Annotated in this window: 17 protein-coding genes; 6 read left to right on the forward strand and 11 right to left on the reverse strand. The window is 68.9% G+C overall.

All coding sequences use genetic code 11. The annotated features are described in order from the left end of the window. Window positions 1-3 precede the first annotated feature (3 nt). From ACWEN0_RS01435 to ACWEN0_RS01445, 3 genes are all read right to left on the reverse strand, one after another. On the reverse strand, window positions 4-465 hold the full coding sequence (locus tag ACWEN0_RS01435; protein ID WP_451967891.1) for a DUF3761 domain-containing protein: 462 nt from the start codon (window positions 463-465) through the stop codon (window positions 4-6). Window positions 466-645: 180 nt separating this feature from the next. Then, a complete protein-coding gene (locus ACWEN0_RS01440) occupies window positions 646-2,817 on the reverse strand; it encodes a 3-hydroxyacyl-CoA dehydrogenase NAD-binding domain-containing protein (protein ID WP_451967893.1) in 2,172 nt (723 codons plus the stop codon). An 8-nt stretch (window positions 2,818-2,825) separates the two neighbouring features. Then, entirely contained in the window at window positions 2,826-4,037 is a 1,212-nt protein-coding gene (locus ACWEN0_RS01445; protein WP_451967894.1) for an acetyl-CoA C-acetyltransferase, read from the reverse strand. 149 nt (window positions 4,038-4,186) lie between these two features. Between ACWEN0_RS01445 and ACWEN0_RS01450 the strand changes: the two genes are divergently transcribed. The 3 genes from ACWEN0_RS01450 (at window position 4,187) to ACWEN0_RS01460 (ending at window position 7,784) form a co-directional block, all read left to right on the forward strand. Further along, complete coding sequence (locus ACWEN0_RS01450; RefSeq protein WP_451967895.1) at window positions 4,187-5,365, forward strand: TetR/AcrR family transcriptional regulator; 1,179 nt, start codon at window positions 4,187-4,189, stop codon at window positions 5,363-5,365. A gap of 346 nt (window positions 5,366-5,711) precedes the next feature. Further along, complete coding sequence (locus ACWEN0_RS01455; RefSeq protein ID WP_451967897.1) at window positions 5,712-5,888, forward strand: hypothetical protein; 177 nt, start codon at window positions 5,712-5,714, stop codon at window positions 5,886-5,888. 21 nt (window positions 5,889-5,909) lie between these two features. After that, the gene (locus ACWEN0_RS01460; RefSeq protein ID WP_451967898.1) at window positions 5,910-7,784 is read left to right on the forward strand and encodes an HEXXH motif domain-containing protein; all 1,875 of its coding nucleotides are present in this window, start codon (window positions 5,910-5,912) and stop codon (window positions 7,782-7,784) included. Here ACWEN0_RS01460 and fxsT read toward each other — a convergent pair. The 4 genes from fxsT to ACWEN0_RS01480 all read right to left on the reverse strand — a co-directional run bounded on the left by fxsT (window position 7,715) and on the right by ACWEN0_RS01480 (window position 15,471). Further along, complete coding sequence (gene fxsT, locus ACWEN0_RS01465) at window positions 7,715-11,905, reverse strand: FxSxx-COOH system tetratricopeptide repeat protein (RefSeq protein ID WP_451967900.1); 4,191 nt, start codon at window positions 11,903-11,905, stop codon at window positions 7,715-7,717. The two genes, ACWEN0_RS01460 and fxsT, sit on opposite strands and share 70 nt — an antisense overlap. Before the next feature lies 1 nt (window position 11,906). Then, window positions 11,907-12,962: an AAA family ATPase gene (locus ACWEN0_RS01470; protein WP_451967901.1), complete on the reverse strand. Its 1,056-nt coding sequence runs from the start codon at window positions 12,960-12,962 to the stop codon at window positions 11,907-11,909. Next, complete coding sequence (locus ACWEN0_RS01475; RefSeq protein ID WP_451967903.1) at window positions 12,940-14,382, reverse strand: VMAP-C domain-containing protein; 1,443 nt, start codon at window positions 14,380-14,382, stop codon at window positions 12,940-12,942. Before ACWEN0_RS01475 ends, ACWEN0_RS01470 begins: the two co-directional genes overlap by 23 nt. Window positions 14,383-14,556: 174 nt before the next feature. Further along, a complete protein-coding gene (locus ACWEN0_RS01480) occupies window positions 14,557-15,471 on the reverse strand; it encodes an effector-associated domain 2-containing protein (protein ID WP_451967905.1) in 915 nt (304 codons plus the stop codon). A gap of 103 nt (window positions 15,472-15,574) precedes the next feature. On the opposite strand from ACWEN0_RS01480, the gene ACWEN0_RS01485 reads away from it, so the two are divergent. The 3 genes from ACWEN0_RS01485 to ACWEN0_RS01495 all read left to right on the forward strand — a co-directional run bounded on the left by ACWEN0_RS01485 (window position 15,575) and on the right by ACWEN0_RS01495 (window position 19,401). Further along, entirely contained in the window at window positions 15,575-16,780 is a 1,206-nt protein-coding gene (locus tag ACWEN0_RS01485) for a low temperature requirement protein A (protein WP_451967907.1), read from the forward strand. Window positions 16,781-16,879: 99 nt separating this feature from the next. After that, window positions 16,880-18,175, forward strand: a complete 1,296-nt coding sequence (locus ACWEN0_RS01490; RefSeq protein WP_451969796.1) for an acyl-CoA dehydrogenase family protein — start codon at window positions 16,880-16,882, stop codon at window positions 18,173-18,175. A 20-nt stretch (window positions 18,176-18,195) separates the two neighbouring features. Next, window positions 18,196-19,401 carry an acyl-CoA dehydrogenase family protein gene (locus tag ACWEN0_RS01495; RefSeq protein WP_451967909.1) on the forward strand — a complete coding sequence of 402 codons (1,206 nt, stop codon included), beginning with the start codon at window positions 18,196-18,198 and terminating at the stop codon, window positions 19,399-19,401. Between the two features lie 92 nt (window positions 19,402-19,493). Here the strand turns inward: ACWEN0_RS01495 and ACWEN0_RS01500 are convergent, their stop codons facing one another. From ACWEN0_RS01500 to ACWEN0_RS01515, 4 genes are all read right to left on the reverse strand, one after another. Continuing rightward, window positions 19,494-19,703: a tyrosine-type recombinase/integrase gene (locus tag ACWEN0_RS01500; RefSeq protein ID WP_451969798.1), complete on the reverse strand. Its 210-nt coding sequence runs from the start codon at window positions 19,701-19,703 to the stop codon at window positions 19,494-19,496. 222 nt (window positions 19,704-19,925) lie between these two features. Beyond that, window positions 19,926-22,169, reverse strand: a complete 2,244-nt coding sequence (locus tag ACWEN0_RS01505) for a hypothetical protein (RefSeq protein ID WP_451967911.1) — start codon at window positions 22,167-22,169, stop codon at window positions 19,926-19,928. 801 nt (window positions 22,170-22,970) lie between these two features. Then, the gene (locus ACWEN0_RS01510; protein WP_451967912.1) at window positions 22,971-24,032 is read right to left on the reverse strand and encodes an alpha/beta hydrolase; all 1,062 of its coding nucleotides are present in this window, start codon (window positions 24,030-24,032) and stop codon (window positions 22,971-22,973) included. Window positions 24,033-24,135: 103 nt separating this feature from the next. Beyond that, the gene (locus tag ACWEN0_RS01515; protein ID WP_451967914.1) at window positions 24,136-24,981 is read right to left on the reverse strand and encodes an SDR family oxidoreductase; all 846 of its coding nucleotides are present in this window, start codon (window positions 24,979-24,981) and stop codon (window positions 24,136-24,138) included. Window positions 24,982-25,035: the final 54 nt, after the last annotated feature.

A 25,035-nucleotide genomic window follows, 5' to 3' on the forward strand; every position in this document is an offset into this window, starting at 1 on the left:
TCGTCACAGCCAGGTGCGCACGCCGCCGTGCCCGGAGCAGGTGCCGGAGCGGTGCTGGCTGTAGCTGTAGCTGCCGTCCTTGCAGAGCGCCGTCGCGCCGGACGGGTTGTCGCTGGGCCGGTGGACGCAGTTGCCGCTCGAGTTCACGTAGTAGTCCGCGCCGCACTCGGCGGGTTTCGGCGCGGCCTGCGCGGTGGTCTTCGGCGCGGTCTTGGGCTTCGCCGCCGCGGTCGTCTTCGGCGCGACGGCCTGCGGTGTGGTCACCGGTGCCGCAGTCGTGGTGACCGGCGCCTCGGACGTGGGCGTCTCCGTCGTGACCGGAACGGAATACGCCGGCGTCGAAGACGTCGAAGCCGGTGCTTCGAGAACGCCGACGCTGCCCGGGTCCTTGACCTGCGGAGCACCGACGCCACAGCCCGCGACCAGCAGGCCTGCGGCCAGGATCAACCCCAGTTTCTTGCTCACGAACACCCCTTAGCTACGCGAACCAATGCCGCAGAGTCGCTCGCTCCGGAGTGTTTGTTACGCCGTTGGACTCGACGCTTCGCGCGCGAAGGCCGCTGTCATGGAGGACAACGCGCGTAGCGCTGTGAAACGCCGTGAAGGCCCCCTCGCGACGCGAGGAGGCCTTCACGGACTTACGGCTTATTCGTAGATCTCGCCCTTGGCGGCCTTCTCCACCAGCGAAGCCGGCGGCTCGAAGTGGTCGCCGTACCGGGCGGCCAGCTCGCGGGACCGGTCGACGAAGCCCTGCAGGCCACCCTCGTACTGGTTGATGTACTGGATGACACCGCCGGTCCACGCCGGGAAGCCGATGCCGAAGATCGAGCCGATGTTGGCGTCCGCGACCGACGTCAGCACGCCTTCGTCGAAGCACTTCACCGTCTCGAGCGCCTCGGCGAACAGCATCCGCTCCTTGAGGTCCTCGAACGGCACCTCGGTCGAGCCGGACTTGAACGCGTCACGCAGGCCCGGCCACAGCCCGACGCGCTTGCCTTCGGCGTCGTACTCGTAGAAGCCCGCGCCGGTCGAGCGGCCCTTGCGGTCGTACTCGTCGAGCATCTTGTCGATGACGGCCTCGGACGCGTGCGCCTTCCACGTACCGCCCGCGGCTTCGATCGCCTCGCGGGTCTCCTTGCGGATCTTGCGCGGCAGCGTCAGGGTCAGCTCGTCCATCAGCTGCAGCGGCGGCGCCGGGTAGCCGGCCTGCGAACCCGCCTGCTCGATCGACGCCGGCTCGACACCCTCGCCCAGCGCGGCGACGGCCTCGTTGATGAACGTGCCGATGACGCGCGAGGTGAAGAAGCCGCGGCTGTCGTTGACGACGATCGGGGTCTTCTTGATCTGCAGCGTGTAGTCGAAGACCTTCGCCAGCGTCGCCGGCGACGTCTTCTCGCCGCAGATGATCTCGACCAGCGGCATCTTGTCCACCGGCGAGAAGAAGTGGATCCCGATGAAGTCCTCGGTGCGCTGCACGCCCTCGGCGAGGGTGGTGATCGGCAGCGTCGAGGTGTTGGAACCCAGGACCGCGTCGGCGTTCACGACGCTCTCGATCTCGCCGAACACCTTGTGCTTCAGCTCGACGCTCTCGAACACGGCCTCGATGACGAAGTCGACGCCCGCGAAGTCGGCCGGGTCGGCGGTCGGCTTGATCTTCGCCAGCAGCGCGTCCGACTTCTCCTGCGTGGTCTTGCCGCGTGAGAGGGCCTTCTGCTCGAGCTTCTCCGCGTAGCCTTTGCCCTTCTCGGCCGCCTCCTGCGAGACGTCCTTGAGGACGACGTCGATGCCGGCCTTCGCCGACACGTACGCGATCGCGGCGCCCATCATGCCCGCGCCGAGCACACCGACCTTCTTGGCGGTGTACTTCTCGAAGCCGTCCGGCCGCGAACCGCCGGAGTTGATCGTCTGCAGGTCGAAGAAGAACGCCTTCGTCATGTTCTTCGAGACCTGGCCGGTGACGAGGCTGATGAAGTAGCGCGTCTCGATCAGGATCGCGGTGTCGAAGTCGACCTGCGCGCCCTCGATCGCGGCGGCCAGGATCGCCCGCGGCGCCGGCATGTTCGCGCCCTTGATCTGCTTGCGCAGGTTCGCCGGGAACGCCGGGAGGTTGGCCGCGAAGCTCGGGTTGGACGGCGTGCCGCCCGGGATCTTGTAGCCCTTGACGTCCCACGGCTGGACGCCGCCCTCGGGGTTCGCCTTGATCCACGCCTTCGCGGCGGGGACGAGCTCCTCGACCGTGCCGACGAGCTCGTGCACCAGGCCGAGCTCGAGCGCCTTGGCCGGGCGGTGCCGCTGGCCCTGCAGCAGGACGTTCAGCAGCGCGCTCTGGATACCCAGCAACCGGACAGTGCGCACGACACCGCCGCCGCCGGGCAGCAGGCCCAGCGTCACCTCGGGCAGGCCGATCTGGCTGCCCTTGACGTCGGCGGCGATGCGGTGGTGCGTCGCCAGCGCGATCTCGAGACCGCCGCCGAGCGCGGCGCCGTTGATCGCCGCGACGACCGGCTTGCCGAGCTGCTCGATCCGCCGCATCTGCCCCTTCATGAGGCTCGACGACTCGGTGAACTCGACCGCGTTCTCGGGCTTCGCCTGGATGAGGTCGTTCAGGTCGCCGCCGGCGAAGAACGTCTTCTTGGCGGACGTGATGACGACGCCGGTGATGGAGTCCTTCTCGGCCTCCAGGCGGTCGACGGTGACGCCGAGCGACTCGCGGAAGTCGGCGTTCATCGTGTTCGCCGACTGCTTCGGGTCGTCCAGGGTCAGCGTGACGATGCCGTCGGAGTCCTGCTCCCAGCGGATGGTCTTGCTCTCGGCCATTGTGGTCCTCACACCCGCTCGATGATGGTCGCGACGCCCATGCCGCCGCCGATGCACAGGGTCACCAGGGCGCGGCGCGCCTGGCGGCGTTCCAGCTCGTCGACCACGGTGCCGACCAGCATCGCGCCGGTGGCGCCGAGCGGGTGGCCCATGGCGATCGCGCCGCCGTTGACGTTGACCTTCTCCTCGTCGAGGTGCAGGTCCTTGATCCACTTGAGCACGACGGACGCGAACGCCTCGTTGAGCTCCCACAGGTCGATGTCCTCGGGCTTGAGGCCCGCGGTCTTCAGCACCTTCTCGGTGGCCGGGGTCGGGCCGGTGAGCATGATCGTCGGCTCGGAGCCGATCGACGCGGTCGCCACGATCCGGGCGCGCGGCGTCAGCCCGAAAGTCTTGCCGATCTGCTCGGAACCGACGAGCACCAGCGCGGCGCCGTCGACGATGCCGGAGGAGTTGCCGCCGGTGTGGACGTGGTTGATCTTCTCCACCGAGTGGTACTTCTGCAGCGCGACGGCGTCGAAGCCGCCCAGCTCGCCGATGCCGGCGAAGGCGGGCTTGAGCTTGCCGAGACCCTCGATGGTCGAGCCCGGACGTCGGTGCTCGTCGTGGTCCAGCACGGTCACGCCGTTGATGTCCTTGACCGGCACGACGGACTTGGCGAAGTAGCCACCGGACCAGGCCGCCTCGGCGCGGTCCTGCGAGCGGACGGCCCAGCGGTCGACGTCCTCGCGGGAGAAGCCCTCGATGGTCGCGATCAGGTCGGCGCCGGTGCCCTGCGGGACGATGTAGTTGTCGTACGCGGTGGCCGGGTCCATGAACAGCGCGCCGCCGTCGGAGCCCATCGGCACGCGCGACATCGACTCGACGCCGCCGGCGATGACCAGGTTGTCCCAGCCGGAGCGGACCTTCTGCGCGGCGGTGTTGGTGGCCTCCAGGCCGGAGGCGCAGAAGCGGTTGAGCTGCACACCCGCGACGGTCTCGGGCAGGCCCGCGTTCAGCGCGGCGGTGCGCGCGATGACCGCGCCCTGCTCGCCCACCGGGGAGACGACGCCGAGGACGACGTCGTCGATCACCGCGGGGTCGAGGTTCGGGTGGCGGACCTTGAGTTCGTTGATCAGGCCGACCACCAGGTCGACCGGCTTGGTGCCGTGCAGGGCACCGCCCTTGTTCTTGCCGCGAGGCGTGCGGATCGCCTCGTAGATGTAGGCCTCGCTACTCACAGAACAACTCCTCGCGAGCGTGTGGGACGTCTTCGTACCGTGGCCGATGATACCGGCCAGTAGTGCTAATGACCATTAACATATCGCCGGACAACCCCATGGTGTCAATGGGTTGCACCTGTGCCGTTAGCCGCTATCGTCAACTCACCATGACCGACTCCGTGCGTAACGTGCGCCCCCGCGACCGCAAGGCCCAGCTGGCCGCGGTGGCGGCGGAGCTCTTCCGCGCACGGGGCTTCCCCGGCGTCGGCATCAAGGACATCGCGGACGCGGCGGGCGTCACCGGGCCGGCGCTGTACCGGCACTTCGCGGACAAGCAGGCGATCCTGGCGTACGTCGTCCTCAGCGGCTTCGAAGACCTCGAAGCGGCGACGGCGGAGGCGTTGTCGGACTCGGTTTCGCAGGCCGACCAGCTGGAATCCCTCCTCGGCCGGCTCGCGACGCAGGCCGTCGAACGCCGTGAGATCGCGGCGCTGTGGCGCTGGGAGGGCCGTCACCTCCCGAAGGAAGACCAGCGCGAAATCGCCCGCCGTTCGACGCTCGCGCTGACGTCGTGGTCGAAAGCACTGCAGGTGCGACGCCCGGAGCTGGCGGCCGACGACGCGGAGCTGCTCTGCTGGGCGGCGCTGTCGGTGTTCGGCAGCGTGTCGGTCCACCACACGTCGGTGGCGCGCCGCCGGTTCGCCCAGTTGCTGGTCGAACTGGCGCTCGGTGTGCTCAACGCCACACTCCCGACGCCGTCTTCACCACCCTCCGAACCGGTGCTGAGCCTCGGCACCCCGTCCCGCCGCGAGCAGGTCCTGGCGGCGGCGACCGGCCTGTTCGCCCAGCGCGGCTTCCACGACGTCAGCATGGAGGACATCGGCGCGGCGGCGGGCATCGCGGGCCCGAGCGTCTACCGCCACTTCCCGAGCAAAGCGGCCCTGATGGTGGCGATCGGCCACCGCGCGGCGGACCGCCTCGCCCTGGCGGCCGAGCGCGCACTACAAGCATCAGACGAACACGACGCCCTCCGCAGGCTCGCGGCGTCGTACGTGCACACGATCCTCCACACGCCGGAACTGCTCGTCTCGTTCTCGGCCGACCGCGTGACGATGCCGGACCGCGACAAGGCGGACCTGCTGCGGGTCCAGCGCGACTACGTCGCCCAGTGGGTGACGCTGCTGTCGGCGGTGCGCCCGGAACTACCCCCGCGCGAAGCGAAGATCACGGCCCACGCGGGGTTAACGATCGCTAACGACCTGGCCCGGACGCGACGGGTGGCGTCCCGGCCCCACTTCGAAGCCGAGCTGACGACTTTGCTCCACACCGTCCTCGGCGTGACATAATATCCCCGGAACGGTGGCGTTTCGAACCACTCGGGTGACAATTCTGGGACATCTCGCCGGGAACCATCACGGAAACGCGACCGAAAGCGGAAAATCACCCACCCGGAAATGACCGTTCGGATGACCGGATCCGGCACCGAACGCCACTGACTCCCGTGTGTGGACACGGAAGTAACACAGCGAAGTCGGGTGCGCGGGCCGCCGCGAGAATCGCCGGAGCGCGTAGAATGACTCGCACGGTCGCCACCTGGGGAAACGTCGAACGATGCCTCGCCTTCGGCAGCGATTCGCTTGCCTGCTAGGTTTTCACCCCTCCAGACCGGCTCCACTGAGAGGGGACGTCGCTATGCGCGGAGACCCGGAGATCTCGAGCGAACTCCTCGATCTCGGTGCCATGCCGCTGTCCGCGCTGCGCGCACTCGACTCCGTCGCGCTTCGACGTTCATTGCGGCACGCCGTCGAACGGACCGCCCACATTCCCGTCACGGCCAGCTCGAGCGGCGGGGCCAAGCGGGTCGATTGATCCAGGAAAAGGGTTTTTCGCGTGCCGAGACCGAACCACGCAGTTTCCGAACCGGCCCCCCACACCCTGTCCTGGGCGATGTTCGACCAGCTGGCCCGCGGCGAAGGCGGGGCCGACGGCGTGCGCGCGCTGCGGGCCGTGGAACGCAGCCGGCGGCTGCTCCTGCTGCGCTGGCTGATCGACGAAGCCGCGGCGGTGCCGGGACCACTCCCCTCGCCCGAGGCAGCTTGGGAACTGCTCACCCAGGTCGAAGAAGCGGCCCCGGAAGCGCTGAACACGGTGCTCGCCCATCCGTACACCGGCTTCTGGGCCGGCTACGCGACGCGGATGCTCCACGAGCACCTGACTCCCTCGCAGCCACCGTGGATGATCGTCGGGCACATCCACGCCCTCGCCGCGGCCGCCGCCGTCCACGCGGGGCTCGGCTTCGTGCTCGACGTCCCGGCCTGGGAGGGCCGGGTCGCGCTGCCCACGCTCGGGCTGGCCCGGCTCACGCACCCGGACACGTTCTCGGTCGCCCGCGTGCGCAGCGAACACGGCGTCGTCCGGATAGCCAACGAGCACGCGTCGGTGACCCTGCCGGCCGACCCGGCGACCGACGCCGACGGCTGGTCGGGCATCCGGACCATCGCGCCGGGCTCCGGGGACGCCAGGCTGAAGCTGCGCATCGACGACGTCGACCCGTACCGCGGGCTGTTCGAGCCGGTCGCCCCCGACCGGCTGCGCCCCGAGGCTTTCGAAGCCTGGCGGGACGTCCTCGGCCGGGCCTGGCGGATGATCGCCGACCACCTGCCGGAGTTCGCCGCGGCCCTGCCGGCCGGGCTCGACTCCGTCGTCCCGGCGCCCGCGGTCCCCTTCCGGCTGCCCAGCGCGTCGACCGGGGAAGCCTTCGGCAGCGCGGTGATCGCCGAGCCCGACGACCCGGCGCCGCTGGCGGCCGCGCTGGTTCACGAGTTCCACCACATCCGGCTCGGCGGGCTCCTGCACCTGGTCCGGCTGCACGACGACGACCGCACCGAACGGCTCTACGCGCCCTGGCGCGAGGACCCGCGACCGCTCGGCGGCGTCGTCCACGGCATCTACGCCTTCTTCGGCGTGACGTGGTGCTGGATGGCGTTTTCGGCCGCGGCCCCGGCCGACCGGCTCGCGGCGTTCGAGTTCGCGCACTGGCGTGGCCAGACCTGGCGGACGCTGCTGGCGGTCCGGGACGACCCGGCGCTGACCGACGCCGGGAAGCGCTTCCTCGACGGGATCGCGCAGCAGCTGAGGCCGTGGCAGGACCTGCCCGTCCCGGCCGAAGCGGCGGACTGGGCGGACACCCTGACGACCGACCACTACGCCGGCTGGCGGACGCGTCACCTCCGGCCCGCGCCGGAAACGGTGAAGGAGCTCGTGAGCGCGTGGCTGGCGGGCGACCCCCGGCCACCCGCCGTCGACCTCACGGGATCCGTCGTCCTGGACACCGTTTCGGACGGCGAATGGCACAACGCCCGCACGGACCTCGTCCGGCTGCGGCTCGGCGATGACGGCGAGGCGCGGCTGGCGGAGCTCTGGCGGAAGGTCCACGGCGCGCTCGAAGCCGACTACGCGTACGTGGACGGGCGGATCGGCGACGCCGCGGCCGGCTACCGGGCCGTGCTCGCGGCCGACCCGGACAGCCCGGCCGCGCTCGTCGGGCTCGGCCTCACGCTGTCCGGCACGGGCAGCGGCGCCGCGGAAACCCTGCTGCGCTGCCCGGAACTGGTCCGCTCGGTCCACCGGGACCTGCGGACCGGCACGCCCGAACCCCCGGCGGTCGAGGAGCTCGCCGAATGGCTCGGCCAGGGCTACAGCGGCATCGGGTCGATGTCGCATTCGGCCCGGACGCCGCCTTCGGCCGCCGCCAGCATCGGGTGACCGTCCCGCAGCACGTGCTGGAGCCGGGCCACCACGGCCAGCTGTTCGGCCCGGCCCTCCAGGTCCCGGCCCAGCCGCTGCAGGTCGATGGCCCGGTTGAGCCGGACCGCCAGCGTGCCGGGGTGGTGGTCGCCCTGCGTGCTGCGCGCCCGGATCAGCACTTCGGTGTCGAGCAACAAAGCGCGTTCCAGCTCGCCCAGCTCGAACCAGCCGTTGGCCAGGTTCGTCGCGCACGCGATGGTGTGCGGGTGGTCGCCGCCGAGCCGGTCGCGGAGCCGCTCGAGCGACCGTTCGTCCTGCCGCACCGCGGCTTCGGCGTTTCCCCGCCGGCGCAACGTGACAGCCAGGTCCACCTCGGCGGCCACGGTGTGCGGGTGGTGCTCGCCGAGACTGCGGCGGTAGAGCTCCAAGGCACGCAGCCCCAGCTCGAGGGCTTCGTCCGGGCGGCCCGCGTGGCGCAAGTCGATGGAGTGCGCGAGCGCGCACGCCACGGCGTTCGGGTGCGCTTCGCCGTAGCTGAGCCGGAACTGCTCTAGCGCCCGGCCCGAAAGCGTCAGCGCCGCGGGGAAGTCGCCGTCCTTGCGCCGGGCCACGGCGAGGAAGTGGTTGCGCCGCAACACCCCGACCGTGCCCTCGCCGAACAGCTCGCGCACCCGCTGGACCACTTTCTCCTGCTCGACCCGGGCCCACGTGTAGTCGCCCAGCTCGCGGCGGCTGATCACCAGCAGCGTCAACGTGGTGATCGTCGCCGCGTTGTCCTGGCCCAGGACCTGGTGCCGGAGCCGGTAGGTCTCCGTGCAGAGCCGGCGCGCCTTCTCGTACTCGCCGGTGAGCAGCCACGAGACGACCAGGTCGGAAGCCGCGTCGAGGGTGACCGGGTCGTCGACGCCGAAGAGCTTGCTGGCCTTCGTGTAGGTCCGCAGGTTCAGGTCCCTGGCCTCGAAGAAGTCGCCTGCCGCCTTCTTGTCCACCGCCACCGAGAGCTGCGCGTTGAGCACCTCTTCGGAGTCTTCGTCGGCGATCTCGCGGTACAGCTGCAACGTCCGCTGGTTGATCTCGGCCGCTTCGGCGTAGCGGCCGAGCATGCAGAGGAAGAACCCGAGCCGCTCGGAGGCTTCGAGCGTCTGCGGGTCCGGGCGCTCGGCGCTGCGCTCCCGCGACCGCTCGGACCAGCGCCGGACCGCGTGCCCCGCGAGCGCGACGGCGCCGTGGTGGTCACCCCAGTGGTAGAGGAACTTCATCAGGTTGATCACGAGCTGGCGGACCCAGTGATCGTCGCTCTCGATCAGCTCGGCCGCGTACATGTGCGGCACGATTTCCTGGTAGCGCGGCCATTCCCGGGTCGACGCCGGGGCGTTCGGGTCGGTCTTGGCCAGCAGCATGTGCGCCCCGTGCTGCATGACGGCGCGTCGCGACGGTGACATCCGGTTGCGCAGCACCAGCTGCACGAGCCGGTGCAGCAGCAGGGTGTCGCTGCGGTGGTCGAGCCGGGCCAGCCCGCACCGGTTGATGTCGCGCAGGACCCGGCCGAGCCGCATGGGGTCGCGCAGCGCGAGGTCGAGCTCCGGGGCGATCGAGACGCCGTGAACGCCGGTGAACAGGTTCCGGGAAATGGGTTCGGGCGCGAAGAACGCGCAGACCTGCAGCAGCTGGTACGCGGCCGGGTCCAGCGTCCGCAGCTGGTCGAACGAGACGCTCCAGGCGGCCGCGATCGGCACCTCGTACTCGGCGGGCATCGAGGCGTCGAGGATCTCGGCGACCTTCTCGTCGAACAGCCGCAGGTACTCCTCGATCGGCATGCCCGTTTCGGCGCGCCAGGTCGCCGCCTGGGCCAGGGCGAGCGGGAGGTCGCCGAGCTTGCCCGCGAGTTCGTCGGCCTGCTCGTCGGTGATCACCGGGTCCCGCCGGCACAGCAGGTCCTTGCTCTCCGCCCGCTCGAACAGGCCGACCTCGATCGGCTCGGCGACGGTGCCCGTCCAGCCCGGTGCGCGGGAGGTGATCAGGATCCGGCCGGGACCGCCGGGGAGGAACGGGGCGACCTGCTCGGGTGCTTCGGCCGAGTCGAAGACGAGCAGCCAGCGGACGTGGGGCGTGCCGGTCCGCAGCGCTTCCAGCACGGCGGGCACCGCCGTGACCGACTCGTCGGCCCCGGGCAGGTGCAGCTGGCGCGCCAGCTCGGTCAGCGACGCCCGGATCTGCATCTCCTGCGCGGCCCGGATCCACCAGACGACGTCGTAGTCCTGCAGGTGGCGGTGGACGTACTCGATGGCCAGCTGCGTCTTCCCGAGCCCGCCCATCCCGTGCAGCACCGCCCGCGAGTCGCGGTCGAGCTCGCGCGCGAGGGTCGCGAGAAGGTCGCGCCGGCCGACGAAACCCGGGTTGCGGCTGGGCACTTCGCCGAGGACCGCGGGCGAGTCGGTGCTCACCGGCCCGGCGCTCCGGGACGGCTCGGTCTCTTCGTCCTCCGGGCGGGCGCGCCCTTCCGCCCTCGGCTCGGCCTCTTCCAGCTCGAGCTCCAGCGCGCGCAGCCGGTCGGCCCGGGCCAGGTACGGCCCGGACAGCGCCCGCATGACCGCCTGCTCCAGCCGCACCTCCGGGGCCAGTTCGACGGCCGGTTCGGGCAGCCGGGCCCGCTCCGGATCGGCCAGCGCGTCCCGCAGCCGCACCAGCACCGGGTACTCGGCGCCGAAGCGGTCGGTGGCCGCGACCACGACCTCCGCCGTCTCCGACCGGCGCCCGGCGGCCAGCAGTGCCGCCCGCACCGGCGCCGGGATCTCGAAGACGACGTCGTCCCAGCTCCGCTCCGGGCCGGTGTCGCCGGGGAGCTCCAGCAGACCGCTGGTGAACACCTCGGCGAGGTGCGTCGTGCCCGCCTCCGGCACCAGCTCGGCCTGGACGAACCGGGCGATCGGCAGCGTGACGGGCACCGCGGCCAGGAGCTTGGCCAGCCGGAACGCCGGCTCCGACGCGACGCCGTGGAACCGCCGCACGCGTTCCTGCGGAGTCACCGGAAGTGCCTGGTCGTCCGCGCGGGTGACCGGGTTCGGCTCGCCGGACACCAGCAGCACGGTCGCGGTGACGGGGTCCCGGTGCGTCCGGGTCACCAGCCGCGCCCACCAGCCGAGCCACCGCGCGTCCAGTTCGAGGAGCGGGATCGGTACCGGGCGCGGTCCCGGCTCGGCGGGCTCGTCGGCGGTCAGCCAGGCGTCCGGCAGCTCGACGCCGTAGGTCCCGTTGGGCCGGAGCGGCCCGGGGGTCTCGAGGAGGGCCTGCTGCGGGTTCAGCCCGCCGTGGCCCCACAACCACTGCGGCAGCAGGTGCACGACGGCCACCGGCATCGCGCCGCCCCACTGCGCGAGCAGCGGGGCGACGAGGTCGTCGCGCCACAGCTCGTTCGCACCGTCGGTCAGCACCAGCAGCACCCGGTGCCCGGCCGGGTCCAGCAGCTCCGCCGGCGGCCGTTCCGGTGCGTCCGCGGTGCCGCCGCGGAGCACGGCCCGCACGGCTCCGCCGGGACCGCGTTCGGCCGCCAGGAGCCGGATCCGGATCGACTGGAACGCACCGAGCTGCTTCAGCAGGGCGAGGAACGCGTCGATCGTCGGCTGCCAGAGGGCCATCGACGGTCCCGTGTCCAGCACGACGGTGAGGTCGAGCCCGCGGACCCGCCCGGGAACCGTGACCGGCAGCCAGATCCGGTCCTGGACACCGGTCTCCGCGGTGAGCTCCTCGTCGAGGACGGCGTCTTCCGCCCACGGCGACGACCGGGTCAGCTTGAGCAGCCGGAGTGCGCGGACGATGTCCGCCGCCCCCGGCAAGGGCGACGCCGGGGACCTGCTGCCCGCGCCCGGGTTCGCCGAGAGCGACGCGACGGCCTCACGCGAGAGGCCGGCGACCATCCGGTGCGGCGGTCGGGCTTCCGAGACCACCGGTTCGGGCGGCTCGCCGGCCGGCTCGGGCGCCCGGCGCGGTGCTTCCGGCACCGCTTCGGGGGCGTGCTCCGGCCCCGGCGCGCGCGGGGAACCGGTGTCCGCGTCCCTGATCGCGGCCGCCAGCCACAGCGCGTCGCCGACCTCGCTCCAGGTCGCTCCGGAGCCCGGCGAACCGCCACCCGGCCGGTCCACGTCAGCGCGCCAAGGGGTTCAGCTGCCGCCACAACGCGTCGACGAGATCCGACCACGACTCGTCGTCCGGCCGGTACGCCCCCGAAGTGGCCAGGAAGATGGCGTCGAGCAGCTTGTCCGCCGGAAGACCACCCGCGGCGGCACTGCGGGCGAGGAACTCGGCGATGAGCCCGGGACTTTCCGGGCCGTCGAGGGCGTGGCTGGCGACGATCGCGGCGAGTTGCTCGGCGTTCGGCTCCTTGGTCTCGAGGCGGAGGCACCGGCGCAGGAAGGCCGGCGGGAAGTCCCGTTCACCGTTGCTGGTGATCACGATGACCGGGAACGCGCAGCAGAGCACGCGACCGCCGTCGATCTCGGCCGTGCCCTCCGGGTCCGCGGTGAACACCTCGACCGAGCGCATGCGGTTGCGCACCCGGACCAGTTCGGGGATGTCGAACTCGCCGTCTTCGAACACGCTGAGAAGGTCGTTCGGCAGGTCCGCCTCGGACTTGTCCAGCTCGTCGATGAGCAGCACCCGCGGCAGCCGCCGGGGCAGGAAGGCCGTGCCCAGCGGGCCGAGCCGGACGAACTCGCCGATCGGCGGCTCGCCCGCGCCGGGCTCGTCGGCGGCCAGACGGGCGCCCGCGGCCTGGGCGCGGCCGATGGCGTCGTAGCCGTACAAGCCCGCTTTGACCGTCGTCCGGGATCCGATCGGCCAGCGCAGCACCCGGCCGAGCCGCAGCTCCCGCGCGATCCGGTAGGCGAGGCTGGACTTCCCGCTGCCCGGCCGCCCGGTGACCAGCAGCGGACGCCGCAGGTACAGCGCCGAGTTGACCATCATGACCTCGAGCGGGTCGACGTGGCGAGTCGTGCGGATGTGTTCGGCGCCGAGCCGGCGATCCGTTTCCCGCTCGTCCTCGGGTGCCGGGCCGGCACCGGGCGGCGGCACGCCGGAGAACCGCCGCCACGGCGGCGGCTCCGGCAGCACGTCCATCAGGTCGATGCCGTCGAGCGGCCGTCCCGAGCCCTGGTAGACCGACCAGACCGGCGGGCCGTCAGGATGCGCGGTCTCGCTCATCCGGGCCTCCCTTCCGCGCACCGGCGGGGAACGGCGGGCCGTCGAGGAAGACCAGGCGGGCCGGGTCGTCCCAGAGGATCACCAGGTTGCGCGCCAGGGTCAGGTGCACCGGAATGGCGACCTCGCGGAACGCCTCCCGGCGGGACGCCTGGACGCGCGCCGGGAGGTCGTCGAGCCCGCCTTTTTCGACGAGCCACGAGACCACCTCCCGCAGGAGGTCCGGCGAGGCGTCGGGGTGCCAGAGCAAAGCCGGCAGACCGGACCGCAATCCCGCCGCGAGTGCGTCCGAGCCCGGCCGCGGACGGGGCGGCGGAGCACAGTCGAGTATCATGACCACCCATTTCTCGTCGCTCAGGATCGCGTCGAGCTGGTGCCTTTTCCCGGTATCTTCACTGTCGCAGAAATACACCCGTTCAGCCGAGGGATCGGCCATCATCGCTTCCCACCGTATCCGCCAGGCGCGGTGCCATTGGCGGGACCGCATCCGTTCCAGTGACCGGACGACGATCGGGTAATCGAGGAACAACGGCCGCGGGTCGCCGCTTTCGTGCTCCTTGCACCACAGGTGCACCGGCAGGTTCAGCAATGAACGCGGCAACACGAACTCGAGCGCGACTTCGCCGCGGTACTCCGCCCACGCCCGTTCGGCGTCCACGACGAGCGCGTCGACGTGGTGTTCCAGCTGCTCGACCTCGACGGCGACGAGACCGCCGCGCGCGGGTGGCCATTCCGCCGGATCCTCCTGCCGCCAATGGGAAACCAGGTGCCGGTCCGGGTCGATCCCGTCGGGTTGCACGACGATCATCAGGTGCAGCCGCGCGCCTTCCGGCACCGCCCGTTCGCGTTCCGCGCGCAGTTCGTGCAGCCGTGGTTCGGCCTGCAACCGCCGCGCCTGGGCCGTGTTCCAGTCGCGCAGCCGCTCGCCGAGCGCGGGAGCGCATTTCGCCGCGAGCAGTTCGACGAACGTGAGCGACGGCGGCAACCCGCTCGCCGGGGTGTTGAAGTCGGAGAGGACGTAGAAGGCTTCCCACGCGTCCCGCACCTCGGGCACCGGGCCGGCTTGCCCGGCCGCGCGCCGGACCAGCGCCGTCAGGTGCGGGGGCACGACGCCCGACAGCACCGAGCGCAGCCACGCCGATTCCGGCTCCGGCAACAGGTCGTGCATGCGCGGCTGGTGCACGAGCCGGCGGATCGCGTCGGATTCCGGGGAGCCCGGGCGCATCATGCGGACCGCACCGGCGAGCGCGCTCATCCCGCCGTCCGCTTTCGCGCACGCGTTGACGACTTCGATCAGGTGGTCCCGCCCGGTGGCCTGTTCCGGAACGGTCAGGGGAAAACCCAGGTTGTCGTGGATCAGGTCGAGCAGCAACGCCCGCCCGGCCGGATCGACGGCGAGCCCGGCGGCCGCGAGGACGTTCACGATCGCTTCCCGGACCGCGACCCTGGTCCCCGGCGAAGCCCGGTATTCCTGCCGCGGTCCGTAGACCCTTTCGCCGGCCGACACCTGCCGAACACCTCCCCGTCGTGCGAGCCCGGGAAACGTGAGTTTACCTATCCGGACCCGGCGGAAAAGGGGCAAAAGCTGGACAAAGAATCAGGCGGGCCAGTTCGCGATGATCTCCGCGAGCGCGGTGACCTGGGGCGATTCCGGCTCGATCGTCTTGATCGCGTCCAAGAGGTCGTCGAGACCGTTCGTGAAACGCAGGCAAGTGCGCGCCAGCGCGATCACGTGCAGGCGGTCTTCGGCGTGGTAGGGCACCACGTCGGCGATTTCCCGGCGGGGGAACAGGTCCAGCAGCAACCGGCGGCTGTCGGCCTTGCGGACGCACGGAACCGCGAGCAGCGCGTCCACCAGAACCATCAGATCGGCGGGGGTCGACGGCCGGGTCACGCGCACCGGGAAGCCGTTCGCCACCGCGCCCAGCAGGCGCAGCCACGCTTCCGTCTTCGTTTCCTTGACCTCGACGGGGATTCGGCGGTAGGAATCGGCGTCGGCCGCCGGATCCGCGCGCACGACGTCGCGGAAGAACGTGTCGGAAACGATCAGCGCCAACGCGGCACCCGATTCCTTCAGCGCTTTCTTCACCGCGGGCTCTTCCAGGAGGCGGAACGCGAAACTCGTCGCGTCGCTGATGGTGCCGTGGCTGCCCTGGTAGACCTCGCCGGCGTGGAGGGCCACCCGCAGGCGGACGTTCGCCTCCTCCGCGTGCACCGCGTTGTACCGGCGCAGCTCCGCGAGCATCCGGTCGGGCAGCTCCGCCACCAGGTCGGCCTTCGCCACCTCCGGGGGCAGCTGGATCATCGCGCCGTCGCCGGTGTTCTCCATGAAGAGGACGTCCCAGGGCACCCCGACGTCCGCGAAGGCCGAGCGCATGAGCTTCCAGAACCCCTCGTGGACGACGAGCCGGTGGGCCGTCGTGCGCCTGGGGTCGTTGTAGCCGGCGATGTCGACGGCCATGATCGTCTTGTGGTGCGCGGCCGCATAGGAATGCACGACCCACCTCCCCACGTCCGCCGTCCATTGTCCCAGACGTATGCACGTCCGGCCATGTTCGCGCAGGGCGTTACCGCGAAACGGGACCTCCTTGACCTGCTTTCGTCCATAATTCGGCGTGCCCACGAGACGCCTGCACCTGGTGAGCGCGGACGAGGACCACCGCGTCTCCACCATCGAGCTCTTCTTCGACCTGGTCTTCGTCTACGCCATCACCCAGACGACCCAGCTGATGGCCGACCACCTGAGCCCCACGGGCGTCGGGCAGGGGCTGGCCATGCTCGCCGTCCTGTGGTGGTGCTGGTGCAGCTACGCCTGGCTCGGGAACACCATCCACGTCGACCACGGGGTCGCGCGGCTGGCGATGTTCGGCGCGATGGCCGTGATGTTCCTGGTGTCGCTGACCATTCCCGAGGCCTTCGTCGACCACCCCGGCGGGCTGTTCGCGCCCGCGTTGTTCGTCGTCTGCTACGCGCTCGTGCGGTTGCTGCACCTGGTCGCCTACCTCGGCGCCGCGCGCCACGACCCGGGGTTGCGGCACGTGCTGCTGCGGATGTTCGTGGGGCTGCTGCCGAGCGTCGCGCTGCTGGGCGTGGCCGCGTTCCTGAGCGGGCCGTGGCAGCTGGGGCTGTGGGTCGTGGCGCTGCTCGCCGACTACCTCAACGTCTACCTCACCGGGCCCGAGGGCTGGCGGCTGAACTCGCCCGCGCACTTCGCGGAGCGGTTCGGGCTGATCGTGATCATCGCGCTCGGGGAGTCGATCGTCGCGATCGGCATCGGGATCGGGGCGCTGCCGATGTCGTGGCTCGTCGCGGGCGCGGCGGTGTGCGGGCTGGCGCTGGCCGCCGGGATGTGGTGGACCTACTTCGACGTCGTCGCGCGCGTCTCCGAGCACCGGCTGACCCGGGCCACCGGGATCGAACGCACGAAGCTCGCCACGGACTCCTACACCTTCCTGCACCTGCCGCTGATCGCCGGGATCGTGCTCGTCGCCCTCGGCCTGAAGAAGGCGTTCCTCTACATCGCCGACACCGAGCACCACACGCCCGGCGAAGCACTGCACGGCGTGCCGATCTGGACGCTGACCGGCGGGCTCGCGCTCTACCTCGTCGCGCTCAGCTCCCTGCGCAAGCGCAACCTCGGCAGCTGGAACCACCAGCGTGTGGTGCTCGCGGTGCTGCTGGTCGCGGCGACGCCGCTGCTGGAGCACGTGCCCGCCGCCGCGCTGCTCCTCATCGTCGCCGGGCTGGTGCTCGGGCTCATCACTTTCGAACGACTCCGGTTCGCCGAGTGGCGCAGAAAAGTGCACACCGCTCACTCGTAAGTGAGCCCACACTGGCGCCGAGCGGCCTCCCGCGTTAACCTACTGGCGAGTAGGTAACGGATGGAGGGCCACATGGCTGCGCCAAGGAAACGGGACGCGATGGGCTGGGGCCTTTCCGCGCTGACCCGGCTGGCCGGGAGCAAGGCCGTCGACCGGGCGGGGCTGCGCAAGCCCCTCGAAGGCCTGGTCACGGCGGGAACGCGCAACGGGTTCCGCGTCGCCGGCGCGGCGACGCGGTCGTTCAAGTCGGTGCAGAAGCTGGGCAAGCCCGCCCGTCTCGCGCCGGCCGGTGACACCGGGTTGTTCGATCTCACGCCGAGTGAAGACCAGCAGCTCATCGTCGAGACGGTGACGGAGTTCGCCGCCGAGCAGCTGCGCCCGGCCGCCGCGGACGCCGACGCCAAGCTCGAGGCACCCGAGGGACTGCTGACCAGGGCCGCCGAGCTGGGCATCAGCCTGGTCGGCATCCCCGAGGAGCTCGGCGGGGTCGGCACCGAACGCTCGGTCGTGACCAACGCGCTCGTCGCGGAAGCGCTTGCGCACGGCGACCTCGGCCTGGCCGTGGCCGTGCTCGCGCCGTCCGCCGTCAGCACCGCGCTGGTGAGCTGGGGCGACGAGCAGCAGCAGGCCGACTACCTGCCCGCGTTCGTCGGCGAGAACGTGCCCGCCGCGGCCCTGGCGCTGCAGGAGCAGAAAGCGCTCTACGACCCGTTCAAGCCGGCGACGAAGGCGCGTCGCACGCCCAAGGGTTACCAGCTCGACGGCGTCAAGTCGCTGGTCCCGCGCGCGGCGCAGGCCGAGCTGTTCATCGTGTCGGCCGACCTCGAAGGCCGCGGCCCGGCGCTGTTCCTCGTCGAGTCTTCGAACGCCGGCGTGACCATCGAGGCCGAGCCGGCGATGGGCCTGCGCGGCGCCGCGACCGGCAAGCTGCACCTGGAGAAGGTGTCACTGCCCGCGGGCGCGCTGCTCGGCGGCGGCAAGCTCGACGTCTTCACCGACCTCGTCCGGCTTTCGCGGCTGGGCTGGGCGGCGCTGGCCGCCGGCACCGCGAAGGCCGTCCTCGACTACGTCGTGCCCTACGTGAACGAGCGCGTCGCGTTCGGCGAGCCGATCAGCCACCGGCAGGCGGTGGCGTTCTCCGTCGCCGACATCGCGATCGAGCTGGAGGGCCTGCGGCTGGTGACGCTGCGCGCGGCGGCGCGGGCCGAGCAGGGCAAGCCTTACGCGCGAGAGGTCGCGCTGGCCCGGAAGCTCGCCGTCGACAAGGGCATGCAGATCGGCAACGCGGGTGTGCAGCTGCTGGGCGGGCACGGCTTCGTCAAGGAGCACCCGGTCGAGCGCTGGTACCGCGACCTGCGTGCCATCGGCGTGATGGAAGGCGCCGTCCTTCTTTAGGCTTCGGAAAGGCGTTAACGATGATTAACCTGGAAACCCCCAAGAAGGCCGGCGCGCTGATCAACCAGGCGTACCAGGCCGCGGCCGAGGTGTTCCGGCCGATCTCGCGCAAGTACGACCGCGCGGAGCACACGTACCCGGCCGAGCTGGACATGTTCGCGGCCCTGCTGGACGGCCTGAACTCGTCGGGCGAGGGCGGCGCGGGCGCGGCGGGCGTCCGGCGGTCCGCCTCCGAGAAGGAGGAGAAGGGCAACCGCAACGGCGCCAACCTGAACGTCGTGCTCGGCACGATCGAGATGTGCTGGGGCGACGTCGGGCTGCTGCTGTCGATGCCGCGCCAGGGCCTCGGCAACGCGGCGATCAGCTCGGTGGCGACGGACGAGCAGCTCGAGAAGTTCTCCGGCATGTGGGCGGCGATGGCGATCACCGAGCCGAGCTTCGGCTCGGACTCGGCGGCGGTGACGACGACGGCCCGCCTCGACGGCGACGAGTACGTGCTGAACGGCGAGAAGATCTTCGTGACGTCGGGCGAGCGCGCGGACGCGGTGGTCGTCTGGGCGACGCTGGACAAGTCCAAGGGCCGCGCGGCGATCAAGTCGTTCGTGGTGGAGAAGGGCACGCCGGGCTTCGAGGTGGTGCGCGTCGAGCACAAGCTCGGCATCCGCGCGTCGGACACGGCGGTGCTGCGCTTCGAGAACTGCCGAGTGCCTCGCGAGAACTTGCTGGGCTCACCGGAGATCGACACGAAAAAGGGCTTCGCGGGCGTCATGCAGACGTTCGACAACACGCGCCCCCTGGTGGCGGCGATGGCGATCGGCGTCGCGCGGGCGGCGCTGGAGGAGACCCGGAACATCCTGACCGCCGCGGGCGTCAAGATCGACTACGACCGCCCGGCGAACTCCCAGCACGCGGCAGCGGCGGAGTTCCTGCGCCTGGAGGCGGACTACGAGTCGGCGTACCTCCTGACACTGGAGTCGGCCTGGATGGCGGACAACCGCAAGCCGAACTCCCTGCAGGCGTCGATGGCCAAGGCCAAAGCGGGGCGTTCGGTGGTGGAGATCGCACTCAAGTGCGTCGAACTGACCGGGGCTTACGGCGAGGAATCACTCCTCGAGAAGTGGGCCCGGGACGCGAAGATTCTGGACATCTTCGAGGGGACGCAGCAGATCCAGCAGTTGATCGTGGCTCGGCGGATTCTGGGGAAGTCCAGCGCCGAACTGAAGTAGTTGCGACGCAACGGAAAGCCGCCCGGTCGCTTGCCCTTCTCGGGGCTCTGCGACCGGGCGGCTTTCGCGTCGGCGGGGGCGGGGCTTCATGATCAGGCCGCCTCCAGGCCGTCATCAAGGGCAGGCCGTCCGAACACCGCGTCGACCGCCTCCCGCGCCCGCTGGTGACTCGACGGGACCAAGTGCGTGTACGTCCGGAGCGTGAAGCCCGGGTCCGCGTGGCCAAGGTAGTCGGCCAGCTCCGTAATCGACACCGCACGGGCCAGGAGCGTCGAGGCGTAGAAGTGACGGAGCGCATGCATTCCGTCGGCCCGCCTCCGGTACTCGATCCCGGCTTTCCGGGACGCTCCGTACCAGACAACCTTTCGTGAACAGGTCCCCCGAGTACAGCCGGAGTCAGCAAGAGCCGCCTGCGACAGCCCACGCCGCCGCCGGTAGAACGCGATCCGCTCATCGATGCTGAGCCGGTCACCCGCACCACGCATGGCTACAGACTAGCAGCGTCCCCTCAGTACAAATCTACTTCATCGAGCACGGGCAGCAGCGATCAGTTTTACCTTGATCTCATCAGTCAGCCCAACCTCTCCAGCGTTTCCTTTTGGACCGAGCAATCGACGCGCGTCTTCTAGCGTCTCCCTAATCTTTCGCCTTACCACTCGGGCCGGAAGATCTGCCAGCTTCGAACGAAGCTCATCCGCGAGAACTAGAAGATCCTCTGGAACCGCGTCAAGAACCGACATGTTCAACATCAAGGGTAGATTAGCGGTCTTCCGACCAGCTCGCTTCCGCACTGGCCCTATTGCAAGATAGTTGAGCATGAAGTCTGGACTAATAGCAGGGGTAGCGGGAGGCTTACCTTCGATTTCTCCGGCTATCTTATCCCGAACCCTGAACGCTGTTCGGTCGAGCGTTAGCCACCAACTCTTATAGCCGAAAGCTGATCGATTCTCACGCCGCTCTTGCCTTCGCATAACAATGCCTACATAGTTCTCCACGTCGTGGTTAACCAGACGGTCGCGCGTCGCCGCATCCATCACAGGTATACCCAAGGCGGCCTGCCGACGTTCTTTATACTCCCGACTCCGGTACCACACTTCGGCGACAGCTGCGCGCAACTCCACAGGAGCCCGATTAACAAAATCAGTCAGCGACTCATTTTCAACACCATGCTCCTCTGCGAGATATTCGGCAATATCCACCTCCGGCTCAACCTTACCGCAAAAATTCTCTAACCAATTCTCAAAATCAGAATCCTCGCGGCCTGCAAGTCGATGAGCATTGAAAAGGAAGGGTATTGAACCGTGGGCACCCTCGCGCGAGATGGCCCGGAAATACGTTCGACAACGACGAATATGCGTAGCCAGTTCTTCGATTACACCGTCGGTAACCCGCAAATAAAGGCCACACTCTTTGGCGGCCGCCAAAAGTTCCGAATGCGCGCGCTGATCTTCCTCAAGCAACTCTTCAGCGAAAAGCGGCAAGACAACAGATGAGTCCAACCAAATATCGCCTTCCGCGAATATCTTCACAACGGCCGACTGCACATCCGGAGTCTCCCTCATAAAGGAGAAAAGAGTGTACGTGTCCGCAAGGCTTCTCAAATAAACCCGCACATCCGGAGGCGGCGAGACCAGAAGAGTCTGAAGTGTAGCGGCGATCACATGAACGGGCAACAAAGGCTGCTTTCCAGATTTAGTAACCACGTCAGAAACAACCGCTTCGATATCAGCGGGCTTGACGTCGGCACCTTGATCACGCGACACCGCAATCGCGAAAGCTTCCCCGCGACTTAAGAGAACATTTTCGATCATAGCCCGACAGGAATCGATCAATTCATCAAGATCTACTTGCTTTATGTCGACGCCAGATTCAGACGCGGAAGTAGTTAACGCCGTGGCCAAGTGGGTTCGCAGGGCGGAATCCTGCACCTCAAGATCCGTTAGGCGATTAGCCAGTCGAACACGCTCAGCCCAAGTGAGGCAAAATTCGTCGATTTTTTGCCAATGCCGCAGGTATTTCTTATTCAACCTGATTAGCGCACCGTCAACTTGCTCCTGCAGGATTCGCCCGTGATGACCCGGCAGAAGAGACGACACCATCTCATAGACTTTATTCCGAGTTAGCCTATTATCGCTATCAGTGTCGCGAAGCACAGATCTAACAATCGCCTCAAAGCAAACTTTTGTCAATCCCTTTTCACGACTGTCGTCTTGCCACTGTAACCCTAAATATACGAAGGCTGCCTTCGCTTCAGTGTCATCCAAAGCTTGCGCTTGTCGCTTGATTAGGTTATCTGGTTCGACAATCAAAGGATCAACGACCAACCTGGCCAACTCTTCAGCCTCAGCCATCGAAGCCGAACTCTCGTTGCGCACCGAAATAAGCCAGTCCAAGCCGCGCGGGTCGAGGTGAATACCGTACTTTGCGCGAGCAGTCCGACGAAGCTCCACACTCTTTGAATCAATCGGCTGGTTTGTTACATACACTAACACTTTGACGTTTGGAAACGTATCCTTGATACGCTTGCATGTCTCCGATATTTTCGTCGCAAAGTCCACGCGAACCGAGTACTGAACTAGCGTCGAAGGATCATCTTCCACTGAAAACAGGAGAGCATCAGCGCCGCCGTCCCCGGACATACCACTAACTGGTCGTATGTTGGGAAATTCATCTGCCAGGAAGACCGTCGCCAGCCGTTCAAACGGCCGCCACTGCGTGGGGTCAAGATTCTTCAGCGCAAGCGCAAAACGCTCGGTCGTAATGCTCATCTGCGACGTCCTCACAAAGCTAATCTAACTATCGTTTCAACATCAACGAAATATCTTCACCCACTCAGGGCAAGATGCCCCCAGAGGTGTTGCCGAACTTGGCTCTATGGGATCAAGGGCGCGCCGCCGCTTGCGGCGCGCCTGTCGCCTACGTAGCCCCTCGCCTGGGCAGCCGCATCCGCTTCCGACACGGCGGGCTGCCACTCCGCTCCGCCCGCCCGCCCGCCGGCCGGGCGGGCGGGCGGGCGGGCGGGCGGGCGGAGCGGCCGCCAGCAGGTCAACTGGCGTGGCGCCGCCCGGCGGCGGCAAACGGGTCCCCTGAGCCAACGTTGGCCTCCCTCCACGAGCGCTTGTGCCATTCGGGTCGTCCGTGACTCAATCTCCGTTACGCACTGTCGTAAGGGACCTCCATCCCGACGCCCGATCGTGACAACCGCCGGTAGCACCGCGTCAAGACGGTGAAGCGTGTCTTGACCCGGCACCACCGGCCACGTGCTGGCTTCGTATCGAGATGCAGGGCGAGTGTGGCTGGGGTCCGCCAGGCCGTCTCCAGGCCGTCAGAGGCCAGGGAGCAGCGACAGACGACGGGAACTAGCGAGACGCATCAGCGCAGCTCAGAAGCGGTTTTCGCCCAAGATCACGAGGCCAAGGAAAACCGGCTGAGAAATCCTCGACATCTTCGAGGGGACTCAGCAGATTCAGCAGCTCATCGTGGCTCGCCGGGTCCTCGGCAAGACCTCCGCGAAACTCAAGTAAGTCCGTGAAGGCCACCTTGCCCCCTCAAGGTGGCCTTCACGGTTTTCAGGATGTGGCGAGCCGGTCGTCCAGGAACTCGTCCAAGTAGCGCCACGTCGTGCCGCGGGCCTTGCGGCCCGTCAGGACGCCCAGGTGGCCGCCCGGGGCGGTCTTGAAGCGGACCTCCGGGGCCTTGTCCAGCAGCTCCACCACTCGCTCCACCGAAGGCCTCGGGGCGATCGTGTCGTTTTCGCCCGCCACCACCAGGGTCGGGACGCGGACCGAGGACAGGGAGATGATGCGGCCGTTCAGGTCCACCTTGCCCTCCGCCAGGTCGTTCGTGCGGAACAGGCGGTGGTACAGCTGGCCGAACGTGCGGCCCGGGTAGGCGTACATGTTGCTCATGAAGTGGTCGACCGCTTCGATCTGGGCCAGGTAGTCGCGGTCGTCGAGGTGGGACAGGATCGCGATCGGTTTCGTGATTTCCTTGCTGATGCCCGTCGCGCGGAAGACCCGGCTGACCAAATAGGACGGTGCGCCGCCGAAAGCCCGGTAGATCGGGGTCAGCAGGTGGCCGCCCGTCAGGTCCACCAGGGGGCGGAACGGGGCGACGATCGGGATCGCCGTGAAGTCCACCGGGGAGCCGATCGCCGTGATCGACGCGATCGGGAGGTCCGGTTGGTCCGCGTTCACCAGCAGCGAGAAGATCCCGCCCAGCGACCACGACACCAGGTGCACCGGCTGGCCGCCCGCGTCCGCGCTCACCTTGCGGATCGCGCGCGGCAGGACCTCGTCGATCCAGTGCTCGATGCCCAGGCGGCGGTCCGAAAACGCGACCATGCCGTAGTCGACGAGGTACGCGTTGCGGCCGCCCTCGACCAGGTGCTCGATGAGGCTGCAGCCGCGGCGCAGGTCGAAGCAGATCGCCGGCGCGGCCAGCGGCGGCACCAGCAGGATCGGCGGCCCGGACACCGGACGGCTGCTGTGCGTCATCCGGTACACCGAGCGGTTGGGGCCCTGGTCGATCAGCACCCGCGGCATCGGGCGCAGGTCGGCGACACCGCCGTGCAGCACCTTGCCGACCACGTTCGAAGCCGCGGCGGCCAGCCGTGCGGGCGGTGAAACCATTGTTCGAGCCTCCTGGACGTCGATTCCCGTCAATCTTGCCGGGTACCACCGGCGGACTCAACACCGCCCACGTCCAAATCGGACACTCGCTAGGCCGTCCGAGTTACTCCGTGCCCGCCCCGGGCGCGCTTTCCGCCGCGCGCGCCTCGTAGTCCGCGCGAGCCGGGGAATGGGCCGCTGAAGCCAAAAGCTGGTCCGCCTTCAACGCCCGCGCGAGGACTTCGCCCGCCCGCCGCGGCAGCAGGCGGGTGAGCTTGCCCATAGTTCCCACGGACCGGGGCACGTAGACGTCGAAACGAGGTTTGCGCAGCGTGGATACGATGGCATCGGCCACATCTTCCGGGCGCGAGGACTTGAACAGCTTCGCTTCGCCGAGGCCGCTCGCCAGCTCGGTCCGCACGATCGCGGGCATCACGCACGAAACGTGCACACCCGACCCGTGCAGCTCCAGGTGCACCGCCTCGGACAATCCGACCACGGCGTGCTTGGTCGCGCAGTACGTCGCCGCGCCCGGGAACCCTGCCTTGCCGGCGAACGAAGCGACGTTCACGATGTGCCCGGACCGCCGCGGCCGCATCCGTTTCATCGCTTCGCGCGTGCCGTGGATGACCGCGTGCACGTTGATCTCCAGCTGACGCCGGGTCGTCGCGTCGCTCTCCTCCTCGAGGTGCGAGAGCGGCATGATGCCCGCGTTGTTGATCAGGACGTCGATGCGGCCGTGGCGGCGCTCCACCTCGTCGAGGAACTCGGTGAAGCCGCGGATGTCGGTGACGTCCAAGGGGAGCGCCTCGGCGTCCAGCTCGCCGGCGGTCTTCTCGGCCCGGACCTGGTCGAGGTCGCCGATCACCACCTTCGCGCCCAGCCGGGACAGCGCCGACGCGGTCGCCGCGCCGATCCCCTGCCCGCCGCCGGTGATGACGACGACCTTGCCCGCGAGCTCCTCGGCCATGGCGACTCCTTCGTCTGTTGGCAACCCGTCAACAGTGTCACCCCTGGCTCGCGA

The sequence above is a fragment of the Amycolatopsis sp. NPDC004378 genome, from assembly GCF_053602455.1.

Excerpts from the sequence above, each read along its gene's own strand:
- ACWEN0_RS01440 (WP_451967893.1), bottom strand. The coding sequence starts at position 2,817 with ATGGCCGAGAGCAAGACCATCCGCTGGGAGCAGGACTCCGACGGCATC.
- ACWEN0_RS01450 (WP_451967895.1), top strand. The coding sequence starts at position 4,187 with ATGACCGACTCCGTGCGTAACGTGCGCCCCCGCGACCGCAAGGCCCAG.
- ACWEN0_RS01455 (WP_451967897.1), top strand. The coding sequence starts at position 5,712 with ATGCGCGGAGACCCGGAGATCTCGAGCGAACTCCTCGATCTCGGTGCC.
- ACWEN0_RS01470 (WP_451967901.1), bottom strand. The coding sequence starts at position 12,962 with ATGAGCGAGACCGCGCATCCTGACGGCCCGCCGGTCTGGTCGGTCTAC.
- ACWEN0_RS01490 (WP_451969796.1), top strand. The coding sequence starts at position 16,880 with ATGGGCTGGGGCCTTTCCGCGCTGACCCGGCTGGCCGGGAGCAAGGCC.
- ACWEN0_RS01495 (WP_451967909.1), top strand. The coding sequence starts at position 18,196 with ATGATTAACCTGGAAACCCCCAAGAAGGCCGGCGCGCTGATCAACCAG.
- ACWEN0_RS01500 (WP_451969798.1), bottom strand. The coding sequence starts at position 19,703 with ATGCATGCGCTCCGTCACTTCTACGCCTCGACGCTCCTGGCCCGTGCG.
- ACWEN0_RS01505 (WP_451967911.1), bottom strand. The coding sequence starts at position 22,169 with ATGAGCATTACGACCGAGCGTTTTGCGCTTGCGCTGAAGAATCTTGAC.
- ACWEN0_RS01510 (WP_451967912.1), bottom strand. The coding sequence starts at position 24,032 with ATGGTTTCACCGCCCGCACGGCTGGCCGCCGCGGCTTCGAACGTGGTC.
- ACWEN0_RS01515 (WP_451967914.1), bottom strand. The coding sequence starts at position 24,981 with ATGGCCGAGGAGCTCGCGGGCAAGGTCGTCGTCATCACCGGCGGCGGG.